The organism is Methylococcus sp. ANG, assembly GCF_040730495.1.
Taxonomy (GTDB): domain Bacteria; phylum Pseudomonadota; class Gammaproteobacteria; order Methylococcales; family Methylococcaceae; genus Methylococcus.
Genome location: NZ_CP160399.1, coordinates 3723197 through 3741183 on the forward strand (window position 1 = coordinate 3723197; position 17987 = coordinate 3741183).

The 17987-nt window shown below is 64.6% G+C and carries 13 protein-coding genes; 3 read left to right on the plus strand and 10 right to left on the minus strand.

Going from position 1 to position 17987, the window contains the following annotated elements:
• Positions 1-16 precede the first annotated feature (16 nt).
• From ABZN20_RS18220 to ABZN20_RS18245, 6 genes are read right to left on the minus strand one after another with little or no spacing between them, the layout of a single operon-like run.
• Positions 17-397, minus strand: a complete 381-nt coding sequence (locus ABZN20_RS18220) for a copper resistance CopC family protein (RefSeq protein WP_218805827.1) — start codon at positions 395-397, stop codon at positions 17-19.
• Positions 398-423: 26 nt separating this feature from the next.
• Positions 424-1812 carry an aspartate aminotransferase family protein gene (locus tag ABZN20_RS18225; RefSeq protein WP_367026167.1) on the minus strand — a complete coding sequence of 463 codons (1389 nt, stop codon included), beginning with the start codon at positions 1810-1812 and terminating at the stop codon, positions 424-426.
• A gap of 53 nt (positions 1813-1865) precedes the next feature.
• A complete protein-coding gene (locus tag ABZN20_RS18230; protein WP_367026168.1) occupies positions 1866-4520 on the minus strand; it encodes an MMPL family transporter in 2655 nt (884 codons plus the stop codon).
• Positions 4521-4528: 8 nt separating this feature from the next.
• Entirely contained in the window at positions 4529-5239 is a 711-nt protein-coding gene (locus ABZN20_RS18235) for a phosphorylase (protein WP_367026169.1), read from the minus strand.
• Positions 5236-7200 (minus strand): squalene--hopene cyclase, encoded by a 1965-nt coding sequence (gene shc / locus ABZN20_RS18240; protein ID WP_367026170.1) that lies wholly within the window; start codon positions 7198-7200, stop codon positions 5236-5238. The genes ABZN20_RS18235 and shc overlap by 4 nt, the downstream gene beginning before the upstream one ends.
• 31 nt (positions 7201-7231) lie before the next feature.
• Positions 7232-8320 carry a phytoene/squalene synthase family protein gene (locus ABZN20_RS18245; protein WP_218805832.1) on the minus strand — a complete coding sequence of 363 codons (1089 nt, stop codon included), beginning with the start codon at positions 8318-8320 and terminating at the stop codon, positions 7232-7234.
• Positions 8321-8710: 390 nt separating this feature from the next.
• On the opposite strand from ABZN20_RS18245, the gene hpnH reads away from it, so the two are divergent.
• A complete protein-coding gene (hpnH, locus tag ABZN20_RS18250) occupies positions 8711-9826 on the plus strand; it encodes an adenosyl-hopene transferase HpnH (RefSeq protein WP_218805833.1) in 1116 nt (371 codons plus the stop codon).
• 74 nt (positions 9827-9900) lie between these two features.
• On the opposite strand, the gene ABZN20_RS18255 is transcribed toward hpnH, so the two are convergent.
• The 4 genes from ABZN20_RS18255 to ABZN20_RS18270 form a co-directional block, all read right to left on the minus strand.
• Positions 9901-10416: an adenine phosphoribosyltransferase gene (locus tag ABZN20_RS18255; RefSeq protein WP_367026171.1), complete on the minus strand. Its 516-nt coding sequence runs from the start codon at positions 10414-10416 to the stop codon at positions 9901-9903.
• Entirely contained in the window at positions 10416-12335 is a 1920-nt protein-coding gene (gene dxs, locus ABZN20_RS18260) for a 1-deoxy-D-xylulose-5-phosphate synthase (protein WP_218805835.1), read from the minus strand. The genes ABZN20_RS18255 and dxs overlap by 1 nt, the downstream gene beginning before the upstream one ends.
• Before the next feature lie 126 nt (positions 12336-12461).
• Positions 12462-13364: a (2E,6E)-farnesyl diphosphate synthase gene (ispA, locus tag ABZN20_RS18265; protein ID WP_218805836.1), complete on the minus strand. Its 903-nt coding sequence runs from the start codon at positions 13362-13364 to the stop codon at positions 12462-12464.
• Positions 13354-13584 carry an exodeoxyribonuclease VII small subunit gene (locus ABZN20_RS18270; protein ID WP_218805837.1) on the minus strand — a complete coding sequence of 77 codons (231 nt, stop codon included), beginning with the start codon at positions 13582-13584 and terminating at the stop codon, positions 13354-13356. The genes ispA and ABZN20_RS18270 overlap by 11 nt, the downstream gene beginning before the upstream one ends.
• 137 nt (positions 13585-13721) lie before the next feature.
• Here ABZN20_RS18270 and parE point away from each other — a divergent pair, with 137 nt between their 5' ends.
• Positions 13722-15608, plus strand: a complete 1887-nt coding sequence (gene parE / locus ABZN20_RS18275) for a DNA topoisomerase IV subunit B (RefSeq protein WP_367026172.1) — start codon at positions 13722-13724, stop codon at positions 15606-15608.
• Positions 15609-15626: 18 nt separating this feature from the next.
• Positions 15627-17861, plus strand: a complete 2235-nt coding sequence (gene parC, locus ABZN20_RS18280; protein ID WP_367026173.1) for a DNA topoisomerase IV subunit A — start codon at positions 15627-15629, stop codon at positions 17859-17861.
• The last annotated feature ends 126 nt before the right edge of the window (positions 17862-17987 follow it).

Below are 17987 nucleotides of genomic sequence, written 5' to 3' on the forward strand. Positions count from 1 at the left end.
GTTGTACGACCTCGAGCTACGGGTTGTCGACGCGGAAACGGATCACGTTTTCGGTGAAGTGGCCGTCCGCCGCAAACACCTTGTATTTCAGCGCGTAGTCGCCAGGCTCCAGGGGAGGGATGTCGACCAGCATCTCGCCTGCCTTCTTGCCCTTGGCGATGTTGACGGGGTGGAACACGTCGCCCTTGCTGACCAGGAAGACCCGCGACAGGGCGAGCTCGACTCCGGAGTTGAAAAACAGCACCACCTTGGTCGGCTGGTTGGGCTTCACCGGATGGCTGGTCAGCGACGATTCGGTGACGACGGCATGGCTCCAGGCCTCGGAGCTGAGTGCAAGCAGGCTCAGGGCGATGATCCGGAGGGGCTTGCCGAATGGCTTGATAGCGTGAAGGGACATGGCTACCTGTCAGATTGAGTAAAGGGTCAGCCGGCCTTGGCTTTCAGGGCGTGGCTGGTGAGGTTCTTGCCCAGGTCCCAGATGGCGCCGGGGACCTTGTGGCAATCGGCGATGACCGCATCCATGGCCTGGAGTATCCAGTCGGCGTCCTTCTGGCCGATCACCAGCGGCGGTAGGAACTTGACCACGTTCATGCCGTGCCCCGCCACCTGGCTCAGGATGCGGTGATTCTTGAACAGCGGAATGGTGATCATCTGGCTGAACAGGCCCTTGTTGGCGGTCTCCAGGAGGCTCCACGCGGCCTTGAGCGAAAAGCTTTTCGGCGCGCCGAACTCGACCGCGATCATCATGCCCTTGCCGCGCACCGCATGCAGCAGCTCGTAGCGGTCGGCCATCGCCCGGATTCCGGCAGTGATCTGCTCGCCGATCCGCGCCGCGTTCTCGACCAGACCTTCCTCTTCGATGGCGTCGAGGGTGGCGATGCCGGCCGCCATCGCCATGTTGTTCTTGGAAAAGGTGGAGCCGTGGACCACGGCGCGGTCCATCCGGTTGAACACCGCCTCCATGACTTGCTTTTTCATGGCGACGGCGCCGACCGGAATGAATCCGCCGGACAGCGCCTTCGCCATCAGGATCATGTCCGGCTCCACGCCCCAGTGTTCGATGGCCCAGAATTTCCCGGTGCGGCCGATGCCGGTCTGAATCTCATCCGCCACGAACAGCGCGCCGTACTTCCGGCACAGGCGGGCGGCCTCGGCCAGATAGCCGTCATCCGGCAGGTTGACGCCTTTGCCCTGGATCGGCTCGACGATGAAGGCGGCTACGTCGTTGTGGCGGAGGGCGGCCTCGAGGGCGCCGAGGTCGTTGAACGGTACGGCGGTGCAGGCCGGCAGCAGCGGGCCGAAACCGTCGCGGAACACCTGTTCGCCGTTCAGCGACAGCGCGCCCAGGGTGAGGCCGTGGAAGCCGTGTTCGCAATACACGATTTTTTCCCGCTTGGTGGTGTAGCGGGCGAACTTGATGGCCGCTTCCACCGCCTCGGCGCCGGAGTTGCAGTAAAACATCCGCGACAGATCGCCGGGGCAGCGCTGCAGGATCTTTTCCGACAGCAGACCGCTCAGGAGCGACACATCCATCTGGACCAGATCCGGGAGCTGGGCGTCCAGCACGTCCTTCAGCGCGGCGACCACCTTGGGATGGTTGCGTCCCAGCGCGAACACGCCGAAGCCACTGAGGAGGTCCAGGTACTCCCGCTCCTGGTCGTCGTACAGGTAGGGGCCTTGCGCCCGGACGTAAACCCGGTCGTAGCCGATCGTCTTCAACACCCGGACCATCTGGGTGTTGAGATGTTTTTCATGCAGATCGAAATTTTCGCCTCTGCGGTTCTTCAGCAGGTCGGAAATACGACTCGACATCAACAACCTCGGGTTTGGTGAATTGTCAAATTCCGCATTCTACACCAAGCGCCTCAGGCCTTGACCCGGCGCGCGGCGAAGGCCGGCAGCACCACGAGGGCGCAGACCAGGGACAGCATCAGGCCGATGGCCAGCAGGATACCCATGGACGACATGCCCGGGTGGGGGGTGAAGGCGAGGCTGGCGAAGCTGAATACGGTGGTCAGGGCGCCGTAGAACACGCCTTTGGCTTCGCTGGAGTCCAGCAGAGCGTCGTGCGTGGACTTCAGGTAATGCAGCCGGTGCGCCATGTGGATGCCGTTGTCGACGCCCAGGCCGAACAGCAGGGGCAGGGCGATGATATTGGCGAAATTGAAGGGCACGTGGATGAGCACCGTCACGGCCGCGGTGAACAGAGAGGCGAGCAGCAGGGGCAACAGGACCAGCAGGGTATCCTTGAGGTTTCTCAGGATCAGAAGCAACAGAAGCGTGATCGCGCCGAGCGCCGTGCCGAAAGCCTGTACGAAAGCGACGATGACGGCGTTCATCGACTCCAGGTAGGTCACCGGCAGGTCGGTGACGTCGGGGTCCACCGTCTGGGCTTCCTGGATGAATTCCCGCAGCTTGTCCAGGTCGTTCAGGTCGTTCCGGGGAAATATCTGCAGGCGGTACAGCCCGTCCTTGCTGATCCAGCGCTCGCGGATATCCGCGGGGAGGGAGTCCAGGGTGATCGGCTCGGCTTCCAGGCTGGTATTCAGATTGTTGATGGTTTTTCTCAAGCCTCCCAGAACGCTTTTTTCGAGGGCGTCGAGGCGGGGTTGAACCGCTTGAGAGGGTAGCGCGCGCAGCTCTTCGAGGAGCTTCTCAAGGGTGTCATCCAGCTCGGCGACATCGGCATCGTGGCTTTTTTCGAGGCGCTTGCGCAGCGCGGCGTGCAGTTTTTCCAGGGTCTGCAGGTTCGGCTCGGCCTCGGAGGCGGCCGGGAAATTCTGCAACTGAGGCCCGAGCACCAGCGCCAGATCCGCGATGGCGGCAAGCTTCTCGTCCTGCTGGTCGGGAACGAAATCGAACACGCTGCGCACGCTGTCGACCGAGGACAGTTTCTCGAACCGTTGAATCCGGGTGTGCGCATCCTCCTCGTTCAAGGCGAGCGAAGCCAGGGTCATCGGCGAGGTGTCGCGGGATTTCAGCAGATACTTGAAAGTCTTGACCGATTCGGTGGCCGGGTCGCGCAGGTTGATCGGGTTGAAATCGATCACGATCCGGCTCAGCAGCGCACCGGCCGCGAGTCCCAGGATCAGGGTCAGTATCCGGATCGGCCCGGCATAGCGCATCGGCCAGTTGGACAGCAGCGCCCGGGTCAGCGCGCGCGGCCTGCGCTGGACCGCGCGGCGGGAAGGCTTGTAGGGCAGGATGTTCATGATCGCCGGCAGCACCGTGAAGGTGGTGGCCAGGGCGATGAACATGCTGGTACCGGCGATGATGCCCAGCTCCGCGACGCCGGAGTAGGCCGTCGGGATGAACGCGTAGAGGCCGATGGCGGCGGTCAGCGTGCACAGGAGTAGCGCCGAGCCCGTCGACGCGAAGGTTTCGCGCAAGGCGGCCCGCTGCGGCATGCCCCGCAGGATGAGCTCCCGGTAGCGCAGGCAGAAATGGGACGAATACGCGTCCCCCATGCCGATGAACAGCACGGTGAAGGAGATCGAGATCAGGTTGAGCTGGCCGATCGCCAGGGTGGCGAAACCCATGGAAAACACCAGGCCCATGCCCAGGGTCAGGAAAGTGGCGAGCATCAGCTTGAACGAACGGTAGGCCAGCCACAGGGTGAGGCAGACCAGCACGGCGGAGGCCACGCCGGCGATGGTGACGCTTTCCTGCACCGTCAGCATTTCCTCGTATTCCAGGACGACTTCGCCGGTCTTGCGTACCTGGACGTCGGACAGGGCATCGGCGCGAATGCCGTCTATGGCCTGGTCGATGGCGGCTATGGCCTTCGCCGCCGGCGTCAGTTCCTCGAAGAAGAGTTTCGGCCGGATGACGATGAAACGCTTGGTGATGCCGAGGCCCTCCTTCTGTCCCATGATGAGCTGTTGCCAGGACAGGCGGTAGGGGTGCTTGTCCACCGCGGCTTGAAACGCCTCGTTGAGGCGGCGGGTGAAGGCGCCCAGTTCGACGGGGAGGTCGGATTCCTTGGCGTCCAGCGCCTGGGCGTAGATGCCGAAGAAGCCGGCGAGACTGTTGTCCTCGGCCAGCCGTCCGAAGAACGGCTGGGCGGCGGACAGATCCTGGCTGACCTGTTCCAGATCTTTCAGGCTCAGATACAAGAGTCCGTTGCGGGCGAAGAAATCGCCCCCGTCGGGCACATAGACCGACTCGATCGTCGCCGACTGCCCGGCCAGCTTCTGCTGGAGAGCATCGACGGCATCCGAAGCCTGTTCGGGCGTTTTTCCCTCGACCAGCAGTACGATGGTGGAGACGTCCTGGGGGAATTCCGCCTCGAACCGGATCCTGTTTTTCTGGAACGGGAGTTCCGTCGAGATGGTGTCGGCCGTGTTGGTGTTCACGGTCAGGTTTTTCGTCGTGTATTGCAGCGTCAGGCCGCAGGCGGCAAACGCGACGAACAGGATCAGCCAGGGATGGGTCAGCACCCGGGATTCCCATCCGTGCATCAGGCGGATGAGAAAGCTCGTCCGGGTTTCCGGCGTGACAGTCATTTTTCCTTTGGACATTGCTCGAGTCAGAATTTTGCGGGAGCGTGCAGATGGGGGCTCATTGCACGCAGGGTCGCCGACGCCGCTTTGAAAGCCATGGCCAGGCGGAGCAGGTCGGGAATATCCGACGGTCGCCGCATCAGGTTGGCGATCAGTTTCGGCAGCCGGGTATTGCCATGCGGGTCGAGCGCGTCGAGCACGCTGCGGGGGATCGCCGTCGCCGCGTCGTCGGCGATGGCGCGGATCACCAAAGCCGGCAGTCCCAGTGCCGTGGCGGTACGGACTACGGCTCCGCTTTCCATGTCGACGGCGTCGGCGCCGGTGGCGGCAACCAATATCTGCTTGGCGTCGCGGCCGTGGACGATGCCGTCGCTGGCGGTTACCCGTCCAGTGGACACCTTGCAGGGAAGCGCTTCTGCATACCGTACCGCTCCTCGATGCCAGTCGGGATGGGCAGGCAATACCGTGCCGTCGGCACACGCGACTTCGGTGGGCAGCATAAGGTCACCGGACGCCAGATGTCCCCCGAGTGCGCCGGCACATCCCCAACTGACCAAGGCGTTGCAGCCTCCTTCCGCCAGCCGGAGCGCGGCCTTCGCCGCATTGTCCGGGCCGCTGCCGGACAGGCAGAAATGGAGCGTGTCACTGACGGCAAGCGGTTCGCTGCGGCGCAGCGGGCGCCGCGTCAGCGTACGGCATTCGGCCGGCAGGGCGACGACGACACCGATCCGAGTCACGCCCGGGCGTAGCGTTCGTTACGGTAACGAGCCAGTGCCCACAGGGGGAAGAATTTGTCGTAGCCGTGATATTTCAGATAGAACACGCGGGGGAAGCCCGGTGCGGTGAAGCATTCGTCGTTCCAGAACCCGTCGGGCCGCTGCTGTCTGAGCAGATAGTCGACGCCGGCCTGGACCTCCGGCGATCCGGCTTCGCCTGCCGCCATCAGCGCGATCAGCGCGAATCCGGTCTGGAATGCCGTGCTGGTGTGGAAGCGGCCCCGGTGCGACGTGTCGTGGTAGCTGAAATTGTCTTCGCCCCAGCCGCCATCCTCGCGCTGGACGCTCTTGAGCCACGCCACGGCGCGGCGCACGCTCGGGTCGTCGTTCGGAATGCCGGCGGCCTCGTAAGCCAGCAGCACCGACCAGGTGCCGTAGATATAGTTGGTGCCCCAGCGGCCGAACCAGGAGCCGTCGGCTTCCTGTTCCCGGCGCAGGTACTCGATCGTGCGCTCCAGGACGGGGCGCAGCTCGGGTTGCCGGTTCACCCATTTGGCGAGGAACATGGCGCAGCGGGCGCTCACGTCCGCCGTCGGCGGGTCGAGCAGGGCGCCGTGGTCGGCGAAGGGAATGGAGTTGAGGTAATAGTAGGTATTGTCGGCGTCGAAGGCCCCGAATCCGCCGTTGCTGGACTGCATGCCGGCGATCCAGTTGGCTGCCAAGCGCAAGGTCTCGTCGAAGCTCGGATCTTCCGAGCCCTGTAGCGCATGGGCCACGACGGCGCTGTCGTCGACGTCCGGATAATAGTCGTTGCCGAACTGGAACGCCCAGCCGCCGCCTTCCAGGCCCGGCCGGTTGACCCGCCAGTCGCCGGGCGCATCCTTGGCGATCTGCTTCGAGGCCAGCCACTTGAGCCCTTTGTGCAGAGCCGCGTCGAGCTGGATATCCGCGGTATGGCGCGCCACCTCCTGCAAGGTGAGGGAGGTGAGGGCGGTGTCCCAGATCGGCGAGACGCAGGGCTGGCAGTAGGCGCTTTCGCCCTGGAATACCAGCAGCCGTTCGATGGATTCGCGGGCGACTCTGCGGCGCTCGTCGTCCGGCGGCACGCCGAGGAAATCCAGCGCCTCGTAGGCGTTGACCATGGCCGGGAAAATCGCGCCCAGCCCGTCGACGCCGTTGAGCCGTGCCGTGAACCACTCGAACGCCTTCTGGGTCGCCTTCTTGCGCATGGCGTCGGGGATCAGCGGTTCCAGCATCCGTCCGAACCGTTCCAGGGCGAGGATGGCCTTGCCGAGCGGCGTCTTGACGTGGTCGAAATAATGGCGCTCCTGCTGCGGATCGACCGTGAACAGCTCACGGATATGGGTCCTGGACGGGTTGCGCGCGGTCACCTTATGGCTGCACAGGATGAACAGCGGCACCATGACCGTGCGCGACCAGTACGACACCTTGTCCAAGTGGAACGGAAACCACTTCGGCAGCAGCATGATTTCCACCGGGATGAAGGGGACCCCGCGCCAGGGAATCTGTTCGAACATGGCGAGCATGATGCGCGTGAACACGTTGGAGCGCGCGGCGCCGCCCTGGGCGAGAATCCACTCGCGGCCCTTCTTCATGTGGGGGGCATCGACGGAATCGCCGGCCAGCTTGAGGGCGTAATAGGCCTTGACGGTGCAGCTGATGTCGCCGGCGCCGCCCTGGAACAGCGGATAGCTGCCGTCGGCGCTCTGATGGGCGCGGAGATAGTTGGCGATCTTGGCCTGCAGCTCCCCGTCGATTTCGTCCATGAAATGCATCATCAGGACGTACTCGGCCGGGATGGTGCAGTCGGCTTCGAGCTCGAACACCCAGTAGCCCTCCAGGTGTTGCAGGCTCAGCAGACGGTCCTTGGCCTGCCTGATCGCCGCATCGAGAGGAGACTCGACGTATGAGGCGGTCAGCGGCGGTTCGAGGTTGGATATTACTGTCGCTTCTCTCAACATGGGCGATGTTTCCTGGAGGTTCGGTGCGTATTCAAATGTCGATGGGCCTGGGCTGGAGCACGGCGGCAGGCACTGCGGTGGGCAGGCCGAGTCCGGCGAGCCGGAATGTGGCCTTCAGCAAGGCGTCGTTGCCGCGGGTCAGCCGCGAGGCGACTATCGTCGCCTTGACCGCCCGCCGCGTGATCTTTACTTGGGCGGAGTCGCTGAAATACGGGTTGCCGTGGATCTTGCGCAGTGTGAGCACCGCCATCCCCAATGCCCACAGGCAGAATTCGCGGATGCCGGTTTCGTGGCTCGGGATCAGCAACGTATAATCCAGCGCGTTGCGCAGGTGGGCATGGGCCACGCCGATCAGCCGGTCGAAGCCGCGGACGAAATCGGGATTGCCGTGGTGCGGCCGGAGCTCGGCAAGGGAGAAGCCGCATTCTGTGAAGACGTCTTGCGGAAGCCAGCAGACGCCGCGCGAGTGGTCATCCCACAGATCCTTGAGGATGTTGGTCATCTGCAGGCCTTGCCCGAAGGAGACCGCGAGCTCCATGAGCCGGGCCCTGTGTGCGGCGATTTCCGGCGAGTAATGACAGAACAACCGGGTCAGCATCTCTCCGACCACACCGGCGACGTAATAGCAGTAATCGCCCATCTGCCGCAGATCTTTGAGGCCGTGGCGCAGGTCTTTGTCCTGAAACTCGGCCATTCCTCTGGACATCGTGGCCACGCAGTCGGCCAAGGCCTCCCGCTGGGGCCGGGCGAAACCGTGGGTGATGCGGATCACGCGCGGAATGGCGGCGATCAGTTCCCTCTCGGAGGCCAGGGTCTGTTCGGAGAGCCGCGGAAACAGCTCGCTGGCGAGCGGGGCGGCCGGCGCATTCCCGGCGACGACCTGGGCGAAGCGCTCGCAATACCGCCTCTTCTGGGCGGAACTCAGTGCCACTTCATCCTCGATGGTGTCGACGATCCGGCACAGCAGGTAGCCGTTGGATACCGGCCGGGCCAAGCCTTCCGGCAGCCGCGGGATCGTCAGGGCGAAAGTGCGGGACACGCCGTCCAGGAAATAGGCCTGGAACTCGTCGTCCGACAGATTCTCGTGCATCGCAGGTTGCGAGGGGGATGTTCCGCTCATCTAGGGTAGGCGTCGGTTGCTCGGGCTCGAGTCGGCCACGGTGGCTAACTCCTTGTAAAAGGGGTGAAAGTCTACCGATTCGGGGGCTTGAGTCAAGTTCTGTTGTTTTTTTATCAAAGATGAGTTGAGTAATATGCAACTGGATGCTAGCATGCGTTCCTATTCAAGGGAATGCCGCAATCCCCGTTTTTGAACAAGAAAAAGGATTGTTGTTACAATCCGGGCTCAATCCCTAGTGCCAGACTAGGAAAATGTCCCCCGGCGGTCCCGTGCGGCCGCGTTTTTTGGGCAATGGTTTGGCCTGTATGCGTTTGGGCAGACATGAAACGATCGTCGGACCGGCTGTCTCACGCCGTTCCGTCCCCAGCTAGAAGAATCGAGGAGAAACGAATGGGCGTTCCACTGCGTCAACAACTGACCGTCGCAAAGTATCTGCTCAAACAGAAGATTTTCGGGGTCAAGCGCTATCCTCTGGTGCTGATGCTCGAACCGTTGTTCCGCTGCAACCTGGCCTGCGCCGGCTGCGGGAAAATCGATTATCCGGACGAGATATTGAACCGGCGCCTGAGCGTCGAGGAATCGCTGCAGGCCGTTGACGAATGCGATGCGCCCATCGTGTCGATCGCGGGGGGGGAGCCACTGCTTCACAAGGAATTGCCGGAGATCGTGCGCGGCATCATCGCGCGCAAGAAGTACGTCTATCTGTGCACCAATGCGCTGTTGCTCAAGAAGCGGATCGACGATTACCAGCCTTCCCCCTTCCTGACGCTGTCGATCCATCTCGACGGCAACCGCGATCGGCACGACGCTTCCGTCTGCCAGACAGGCGTGTTCGACCGTGCCGTCGAAGCGGTCGAGATGGCGATTGCCCGGGGCTTCCGGGTGACCATCAACTGCACGCTGTTCCAGGGTGAATCGGCCGAGGAAGTGGCCGAGTTCCTGGACCACACCAGGCGCCTGGGCGTCGAGGGCGTCACCATCGCGCCCGGCTTCAGCTACGAGCACGCGCCGCAGCAAGACATCTTCATCCGGATGCGCGACAGCAAGGAGCTGTTCCGCAAGGTGTTCAAGCTGGGCCGCGGCCGCGGCTGGCGTTTGAACCATTCGGGGCTCTATCTCGATTTCCTGGCGGGCAACCAGAGCTACAACTGCACGCCCTGGGGCAACCCGACCCGGAACGTCTTCGGCTGGCAGAAACCATGCTACCTGCTGGTGGACGAGGGTTACGCGCCTTCCTTCCGCGCCTTGATGGAGGAGACGCCCTGGCACAAGTACGGCAATTCGAAAAATCCGAAATGCGCCAACTGCATGGCTCACTGCGGCTACGAGGCCAGCGCGGTGGAGGATGCCATGCAGCGTCCCTGGAAAGCGGCCTGGGTCGCGATGTTCGGGCCGAAGACGGCAGGGGGCATGGCGCCGGAGCCGGAGCCGGAATACGAGACCGGGACGCCCGGGGTTGCCCCGGTCAAAGCGCGTCCGGCGATCCGTATCGAAGCGGTCGAATAGTTCGCCTGGAGAGACTCCTGCAAAAAAGCCGGCCTCGAAGCCGGCTTTTTTGCGCCCGGACGAAAGCCGTCCGGTCAGTAGTGCAGCAGCGAATGCACGCGTCGGCCGTTCAACGCCTGGCGGCCTTCGAGCGCGTCGAGCTCGACCACGAAGGCGCAGGCCGCGACTTCGGCGCCGAGACTCTCCACCAGCGAACAACTGGCGCGGGCAGTGCCGCCGGTGGCCAGGAGGTCGTCGACCATCAGCACGCGGTCGCCCACCCCCAAGGCATCCAGGTGTACCTCCAGACGGGCCAAGCCGTATTCCAGATCGTAGTCGACAGCCTGGACGTCGTACGGAAGTCTGCCTGGTTTGCGCAGGGGCACGAAGCCGACGCCCAGCTCCCAGGCCGCCAGTGCGCCGAAGATGAACCCCCGCGCTTCCATGCCGGCGACGGCGGTGATGTCCTCGCCGACGAACGGGTGGATGAGCTGGTGGATGGCGAACCTCAGCGCCGCCGGATCCTTCACCAGCGGCGTGATGTCCCGGAACAGGATGCCGGGCTTGGGGAAGTCCGGAATGTCCCGAATCCTGGCACGCAGCTTGTCCATCAGTGCTTCCCCTTGGCCGAGCTGCGGGCGCGCGGTGATTTCTCCCCGGAAGCCGTGGCCTGGAGGAATGCCTCGATCGATCGGGCGATGCCCGCCTGATCCAGGCCTGCGATGGCCAGGAGTTCCTCCCGGGTGCCCTGGTCGAGGAACTCGTCCTTCAGGCCGATCTGGCAGACCGGGATGCCGCAGCGCTGGGCGGCCAAGAATTCGCTGACCGCGCTGCCGGCGCCGCCCGCGACGGCGTTTTCCTCGACCGTGACGATGCGGTCGTGCGTGCCGGCCAGCTCCAGGATCAGGGCTTCATCCAGCGGTTTCACGAAGCGCATGTTGACCACCGTGGCGCCGATCTGCTCGCCGACGGCGAGCGCGGCGGCCAGGGTCGTGCCGAAGGCCAGGATGGCGGTACCCTTGCCCGTAAGGCGCAATTCGCTCTTGCCGATGGGGATTGCGGTCAGGGTTTCCTCGGGCTTGATACCGGGTCCCCTCCCCCTCGGATAGCGGACGGCCGCCGGCCCGTCATGGACGAAGCCGGTGTAGAGCATCTGCCGGCATTCGTTTTCGTCCGAGGGCGCCATGATCAGCATGTTGGGAATGCAGCGCATGAAGCTCAGGTCGAAGCTGCCGGCGTGGGTCGGGCCATCCGGGCCGACCAGGCCGGCGCGGTCGATGGCGAACAGTACCGGCAGGTTCTGCAGGGCGACGTCATGTACCAGCTGGTCGTACGCGCGCTGGAGGAAGGTGGAATAGATGGCCACCACCGGCTTGTAGCCTTCGCAGGCTTGTCCCGCGGCGAGCGTCACGGCGTGCTGCTCGGCGATGCCGACGTCGAAATAGCGTTCCGGAAAGCGCTGGGAGAATTCCACCAGCCCCGAGCCTTCGCGCATCGCCGGCGTGATGCCCAGAAGCCGCCGGTCGCGCGCGGCCATGTCGCATAGCCATTGGCCGAATACTTCCGTGTAGGTCGGTGTCCCCGGTTTGGACTTGGGAAGTTCGTCGGCGTCCAGGTCGAAGGCGCCGACGCCGTGGTAGGCCACGGGATCTTTCTCCGCCGGCGCGTAGCCCTTGCCTTTGCGGGTGACGATGTGCAGGAAGCGGGGACCCTTCTGGTCGCGCAGATTGCGCAAGGTGGTGATCAAGGTGTCCAGGTCGTGGCCGTCGATCGGGCCGAAATAGTTGAAGCCCAGCTCTTCGAACAGCGTTCCCGGCGCCACCATGCCCTTGACGTGTTCCTCGGCGCGGCGCGCCAGCTCCCACACGCCCGGCATGTGGCGGCCCAGGAGGTGCTTGCCGCCTTCGCGGACCGACGAGTAGAACTTCCCGCTCAGGATCTTGGCCAGGTAGTTGTTGAGCGCGCCGACGTTCGGCGAGATCGACATCTCGTTGTCGTTGAGAATGATCAGGAGGTTCGCGTCCAGGGTGCCGGCGTGGTTGAGCGCCTCGAAGGCCATGCCGCCGGTGAGGCCGCCGTCGCCGATGATCGCCACCGCGTGGCTGGGCCGTCGGTCCAGCGAGGCTGCGATCGCCATGCCGAGGGCGGCGCTGATCGAGGTGCTGGAATGGCCGACGCCGAAGCAGTCGTAGGGGCTCTCGGCCCGGTTGGGGAAGGCCGACAGGCCGTCCTTCTTGCGAATGGTCGGCAGGCGGGCGCGGCGCCCGGTCAATATTTTGTGCGGATAGGCCTGATGGCCGACGTCCCAGACCAGTTTGTCTTCGGGCGTGTTGAAGACGTAATGCAGGGCGATGGTCAGCTCCACCGTCCCGAGCCCCGCGGCCAGGTGGCCGCCCGACTGGCTCACGCTCTCCAGGAGATAGCCCCGCAGTTCTTCGGCGAGCTCAGGCAACCTGTCTTCCGGCAGGTTGCGCAGTGCGGCGGGATTGTCTGCCGCTTCGAGAAGGGCATATCTTGTGGTTTCGGTCATGTAATCGCGTTCCAGGTTGCTCGGTCCGGCCGGAGGCTTCGGCTGTCCAGACTAAATAAGTAAAGTAGGTTACTCGGGAATTATGTAACCGCGGTCCCCGCCTTTCAAGGAAAGCACGGCTTGCCTCTAGCTCTGCCGCTGGATGATGAAGCGGGAAAGTTCGCGCAGCAGATCGGCCTCGGGACCGAAGCCGGCCAGGCTTTCCAGTGCGGCTTCGTGCATTTCCAGCGCTTTCTCCTTGGCGCCGCCGAGTCCCAACAGGGCCGGGTAGTTGGGCTTGTTGTGGTCGCGGTCCTTGCCCTGGGTTTTCCCTAAGGTCTGGGTGTCGCTTTCCTCGTCGAGGATGTCGTCCTGAATCTGGAAGGCGAGGCCGATGCACTTCGCGTAGTGGTCCAGCCGGTCGGCCCGTTCGGCGGGCAGGCCGGGGCGGGCCAGGCAGGCCAGCCGCACGCTGGCGCGGATCAGGGCGCCGGTCTTGCGGATGTGCATGTTCTCCAGGCCCGGCAGGTCCAGTTTCTTGCCCACCGAATCCAGGTCGATCGCCTGGCCGCCCACCATGCCGGCCGGGCCGCTGGCCTGTGCCAGCGTCTCGATCATGGCGATGCGGTTTTCCGCCGGCACGGCGATGCTGGGGTCCTGGGCGAGCACATGGAAAGCCAGGGTCTGCAGACCGTCGCCGGCGAGTATCGCGGTGGCCTCGTCATAGGCCTTGTGGCAGGTCGGCTTGCCGCGCCGCAGGTCGTCGTCGTCCATCGCCGGCAGATCGTCGTGGATCAGCGAATAGACGTGGATGAATTCGACCGCGCAGGCGGGACCGTCGAGCAGGTCCGCTGCCGCGCCGATGGCCTGGCCGGTCGCGTAGGTGAGCAGGGGGCGCATGCGCTTGCCGCCGCCCAGCACGGAATAGCGCATGGCCTGGTGGAGCCGTTCCGGCATGCGGTCGGCGGCCGGCAGGCGCGCATCCAGCGCCCGTTCCACCCGCTCCTGGCAGGACTGCATGAAATCGCGCAGAGATTGTTCAGGGTTCATCACGAAAAGGCTTCAAAGTGGGTAAACTGTTTTCTTCTAGCAGGATCTGGACCTTCTGTTCGGCATCCTGCAGCGCCTTTTGACAGGTCCGCGTGAGCTCGATTCCCCGTTCGAACAGTTTGAGGGACTCCTCGAGCGGCAGGTTGCCCTGTTCCATGCGTTCCACCAGTTGCTCCAGCTCGGCTAGGGCTTCTTCAAAGCTCGGGGGTTTACGGGCCATGGGGGGTTCTGTGCGGTAGTCGTAAGATGCGTCGGGGCCGAACGCGGCATTATCTCAAACTTGTCAAGTTGATTAAAATGCGCCGCTGTTCGTGACGGCCGCCGCGTCCCTATCCCACCCTGTATCGCGCTCACCCAATGAATGAAGTTTACGACGCATCAGCCATCGAAGTCCTGAGCGGCCTGGATCCGGTTCGCCGCCGGCCGGGCATGTACACCGACACCAGCCGGCCCGACCATCTCGCCCAGGAGGTGATCGACAACGCCGTGGACGAGGCGCTGGCCGGTTTTGCCCGCCTCATCGAGGTCCGCTTCCTGGCCGACGGCGGGCTGGAGGTGCGGGACGATGGCCGCGGCATGCCGGTCGACATCCATCCCGAACTCGGCGTCTCCGGTGTCGAGGTGATCCTGACCAAGCTGCATGCCGGCGGCAAGTTCTCCCAGAAGGCCTACCGCTATTCCGGCGGTCTGCACGGCGTCGGGGTGTCCGTGGTCAATGCCCTGTCGCTGCGGCTGGAGGTCGAGGTGCGGCGCAACGGGAAGGTCCATGCCATCGCCTTCGAAAAGGGTGAAAAGGTGAGTGAACTGACCGAAACCGGCACGGCGCCCAAGCGCGAAACCGGCACCACCGTGCGATTCTGGCCGGAAGCGCATTATTTCGACAACGTCCGGTTTTCCCGATCGCGCCTCAAGCATCTGCTGCGCGCCAAGGCCGTGCTGTGCCCCGGGCTGGAGATCCGGATGTCCGACGACGCCAGCGGCGAGAGCGAAACCTGGTGCTACCAGAACGGCCTGCCTCAATACCTCCTGGACCAGTTGCAGGGCAGCGCCTGCATCCCGGAGGAGCCGTTCGTCGGTACGATGGAAGGCCGCCAGGAGGCGGTGGACTGGGCGTTGCTTTGGTGTCCGGAAGGCTCGGCGCCGGTGACCGAGAGCTACGTCAACCTGGTGCCGACGGTGCAGGGCGGCACCCACGTCAACGGCCTGCGCACCGGCCTGACCGAGGCGGTGCGGGAATTCTGCGAGTACCGGAACCTCTTGCCGCGCGGCATCAAGATCGCGCCGGACGACGTGTGGGAGCGCTGCAATTACGTCCTGTCGGTGAAGATGCAGGAGCCGCAGTTCGCCGGCCAGACCAAGGAGCGGCTGAATTCGCGCGAATGCGCCTCCTTCGTCTCCGGCGTGGTCAAGGACGCCTTCAGTCTCTGGCTGAACCAGCATCCATCCGTCGGCGAGCGCATCGCCGAACTGGTGATCGAGAGCGCCCAGAAGCGGCTGCGCGCCAGCCGCCAGGTCACCCGCAAGCGAGTCACCAGCGGCCCGGCGCTGCCCGGCAAGCTGGCCGATTGCGCGGCGCAGGACTTCAACCGCACCGAGCTGTTCCTGGTCGAGGGCGACTCCGCCGGCGGTTCGGCCAAGCAGGCGCGCGACAAGGACTTCCAGGCCATCATGCCCTTGCGCGGCAAGATCCTGAACACCTGGGAGGTGGAGTCCGGCGCCATCCTCGGTTCGCAGGAGGTGCACGACATCAGCCTGGCCATCGGCGTCGACCCCGGTGCTAGCGACCTGAGCGGCCTGCGCTACGGCAAGATCTGCGTGCTGGCCGATGCCGACTCCGACGGCAACCACATCGCCACCCTGCTGTGCGCCCTGTTCCTGCGCCATTTCCGCGCCCTGGTCGAGGCCGGCCACGTGTTCATCGCCATGCCGCCGCTGTACCGCATCGACGTCGGCAAGCAGGTGTACTACGCGCTGGACGAGGCGGAGAAGAAAGGGGTGCTGGACCGGATCGAAGCCGAGAAGATCAAGGGTAAGATCAACGTCCTGCGCTTCAAGGGCCTGGGCGAGATGAACCCCTCGCAGCTGCGCGAAACCACCATGAATCCCGACACCCGGCGGCTGGTGCAGTTGTCGCTGGACGACCCGGCCGCCACCGACGAACGCCTCGACATGCTGCTGGCCAAGAAGCGCGCCGGGGACCGCCGCGTCTGGCTGGAAGAAAAGGGCAATCTGGCCGACATCTGACCCGTGCAAGAATCCACCATGAACGAAGTCGCGAATTACGAGCGCATCCCTCTGCGGGATTTCACCGAGAAGGCGTACCTGGACTACGCCATGTACGTCATCCTGGACCGCGCCCTGCCGCACATCGCCGACGGCCTGAAGCCGGTGCAGCGGCGCATCGTCTACGCCATGTCCGAATTGGGCCTGTCGGCGCAGTCGAAACCTAAGAAATCCGCCCGCACCGTGGGCGACGTGCTGGGCAAGTACCACCCGCACGGCGATTCGGCCTGCTACGAGGCCATGGTGCTGATGGCGCAGCCGTTCTCCTACCGCTACCCGCTGATCGACGGCCAGGGCAACTGGGGTTCGCCCGACGATCCCAAGTCGTTTGCGGCCATGCGCTACACCGAGGCCAAGCTGACGCCCTACGCGCAGTCCCTGCTGTCCGAGCTGGAGCAGGGCACGGTCGACTGGGTGCCGAACTTCGACGGCACGCTGGAAGAGCCGCGGCTCCTGCCGGCGCGGCTGCCGAATCTGTTGCTCAACGGCACCACCGGCATCGCCGTGGGCATGGCGACCGACATCCCGCCGCACAATCTGCGCGAGGTGGTCGAAGCCTGCATCCTGCTGATCGACCGGCCCGAGGCGACGGTCGAGGAGTTGTTCGGCTGCATCCGCGGCCCCGATTTCCCCAACGAGGCCGAGATCATCACGCCGCGCGAGGAGCTGCTGAAGCTGTACCAGACCGGCAACGGTTCGGTGCGCCTGCGCGCCCGCTACGAGCTGGAGGACGGCAACATCGTCGTCACCGCGCTGCCCTACCAGGTGTCCGGCGCCAAGCTGATGGAGCAGATCGCCGCCCAGATGCAGGCCAAGAAGCTGCCGATGGTGGAAGACCTGCGCGACGAGTCCGACCACGAGAACCCGACCCGGCTGGTCATCATGCCCCGCTCCCGCCGGGTCGAGGTCGAGCCCTTGATGTCGCATCTGTTCGCCACCACCGACCTGGAACGCTCCTACCGGGTCAACCTGAACATCATCGGCCTCAACGGCCGGCCCCAGGTCAAGAACCTGCGCGAAATCCTGACGGAATGGCTGAGCTTCCGCACCGAGACCGTGCGCCGCCGCTTGCAGCATCGCCTGGACAAGGTGCTGGCGCGGCTGCACATCCTCGAGGGCTTGCTGATCGCCTTCCTCAACATCGACGAAGTCATCGCCATCATCCGCCGCGAAGACGAGCCCAAGCCGGTGCTGATGGCGCGCTTCGGCCTCACCGATCTTCAGGCGGAGGCGATCCTGGAACTGAAGCTGCGCCACCTGGCCAAGCTGGAGGAAATCAAGATTCGCGGCGAACAGGATGCGCTCGAACAGGAGCGCGCCCAGCTCGAAAAAACCTTGGGTTCGCGCAGCGAACTCGATGCCCTGATCAAGCAGGAACTGCGGCAGGATGCGGAGAAATTCGGCGACGCCCGCCGCTCGCCCATCGTCGCCCGCCAGGCCTCCCAGGCCCTGGACACCACCGCGCTGATCGCCAGTGAGCCGGTCACCATCGTGCTTTCGGAGAAGGGCTGGATACGCTCGGCCAAGGGCCACGAAGTCGATTCCGCAACCCTGAGCTACCGCGCCGGCGACGGCTTCCTGTGCGCAGCGCTGGGCCGCTCCACCCAGCCCGCTTATTTCCTCGACTCCACCGGGCGCAGCTACAGCTTGGCCGTGCACGACCTGCCCTCCGCCCGCAGCCAGGGCGAGCCGCTGACCGGCCGCCTCAACCCGCCGCCCGGCGCCACCTTCACCGCGGTGCTGGCCGGATCGGACGAAGACTGGTATTTGCTGGCCACCGACGGCGGCTACGGCTTCCTGGTCCAGCTCGGCGAGCTGGGATCGAAAAACCGCTCCGGCAAGACGCTGCTGACCGTGCCCGACCACGCCAAGGTCATGACCCCGCTGCGGGTCACACACCCCGATGCCGACCGCCTGGCCTTCGTTTCCGCCCAGGGCCGTCTGCTCGTCTATCCCGCCGCCGAAATACCCCGGCTCAACAAGGGAAAGGGCAACAAGCTGATCCAGATCGCCCCGGCCGACCTCGAAGCGCGGCAGGACTACCTCGTCGCCATGGCCGCCTTGCCCGCCGGCGCAGCGCTGCGCGCCACCGCCGGCAAGCGCACGCTGACCCTGCAGCCGGGCGACCTGGAAAATTATCTGGGAGCCAGAGGGCGGCGCGGCAACCCGCTGCCTCGGGGATTCCAGCGGGTGGAGCGGCTGGAGCAGTCTTAGGGGGCGTAGATAAGGCGTTAGCGTTACCAAGCGTAAAGAAATGAATGTCGTCCATCCGGACACCGGCACGCCGCAAGGCGGCATCATCTCGCCGGTCCTGGCGAACGTCTATCTGCCTACGCCCTG

Coding starts and splice junctions, on each gene's coding strand:
- ABZN20_RS18225 (WP_367026167.1), bottom strand. CDS start 1,812: ATGTCGAGTCGTATTTCCGACCTGCTGAAGAACCGCAGAGGCGAAAAT.
- ABZN20_RS18245 (WP_218805832.1), bottom strand. CDS start 8,320: ATGAGCGGAACATCCCCCTCGCAACCTGCGATGCACGAGAATCTGTCG.
- ispA (WP_218805836.1), bottom strand. CDS start 13,364: ATGAACCCTGAACAATCTCTGCGCGATTTCATGCAGTCCTGCCAGGAG.
- hpnH (WP_218805833.1), top strand. CDS start 8,711: ATGGGCGTTCCACTGCGTCAACAACTGACCGTCGCAAAGTATCTGCTC.
- parE (WP_367026172.1), top strand. CDS start 13,722: ATGAATGAAGTTTACGACGCATCAGCCATCGAAGTCCTGAGCGGCCTG.
- dxs (WP_218805835.1), bottom strand. CDS start 12,335: ATGACCGAAACCACAAGATATGCCCTTCTCGAAGCGGCAGACAATCCC.
- ABZN20_RS18270 (WP_218805837.1), bottom strand. CDS start 13,584: ATGGCCCGTAAACCCCCGAGCTTTGAAGAAGCCCTAGCCGAGCTGGAG.
- ABZN20_RS18255 (WP_367026171.1), bottom strand. CDS start 10,416: ATGGACAAGCTGCGTGCCAGGATTCGGGACATTCCGGACTTCCCCAAG.
- shc (WP_367026170.1), bottom strand. CDS start 7,200: ATGTTGAGAGAAGCGACAGTAATATCCAACCTCGAACCGCCGCTGACC.
- ABZN20_RS18220 (WP_218805827.1), bottom strand. CDS start 397: ATGTCCCTTCACGCTATCAAGCCATTCGGCAAGCCCCTCCGGATCATC.
- ABZN20_RS18230 (WP_367026168.1), bottom strand. CDS start 4,520: ATGTCCAAAGGAAAAATGACTGTCACGCCGGAAACCCGGACGAGCTTT.
- parC (WP_367026173.1), top strand. CDS start 15,627: ATGAACGAAGTCGCGAATTACGAGCGCATCCCTCTGCGGGATTTCACC.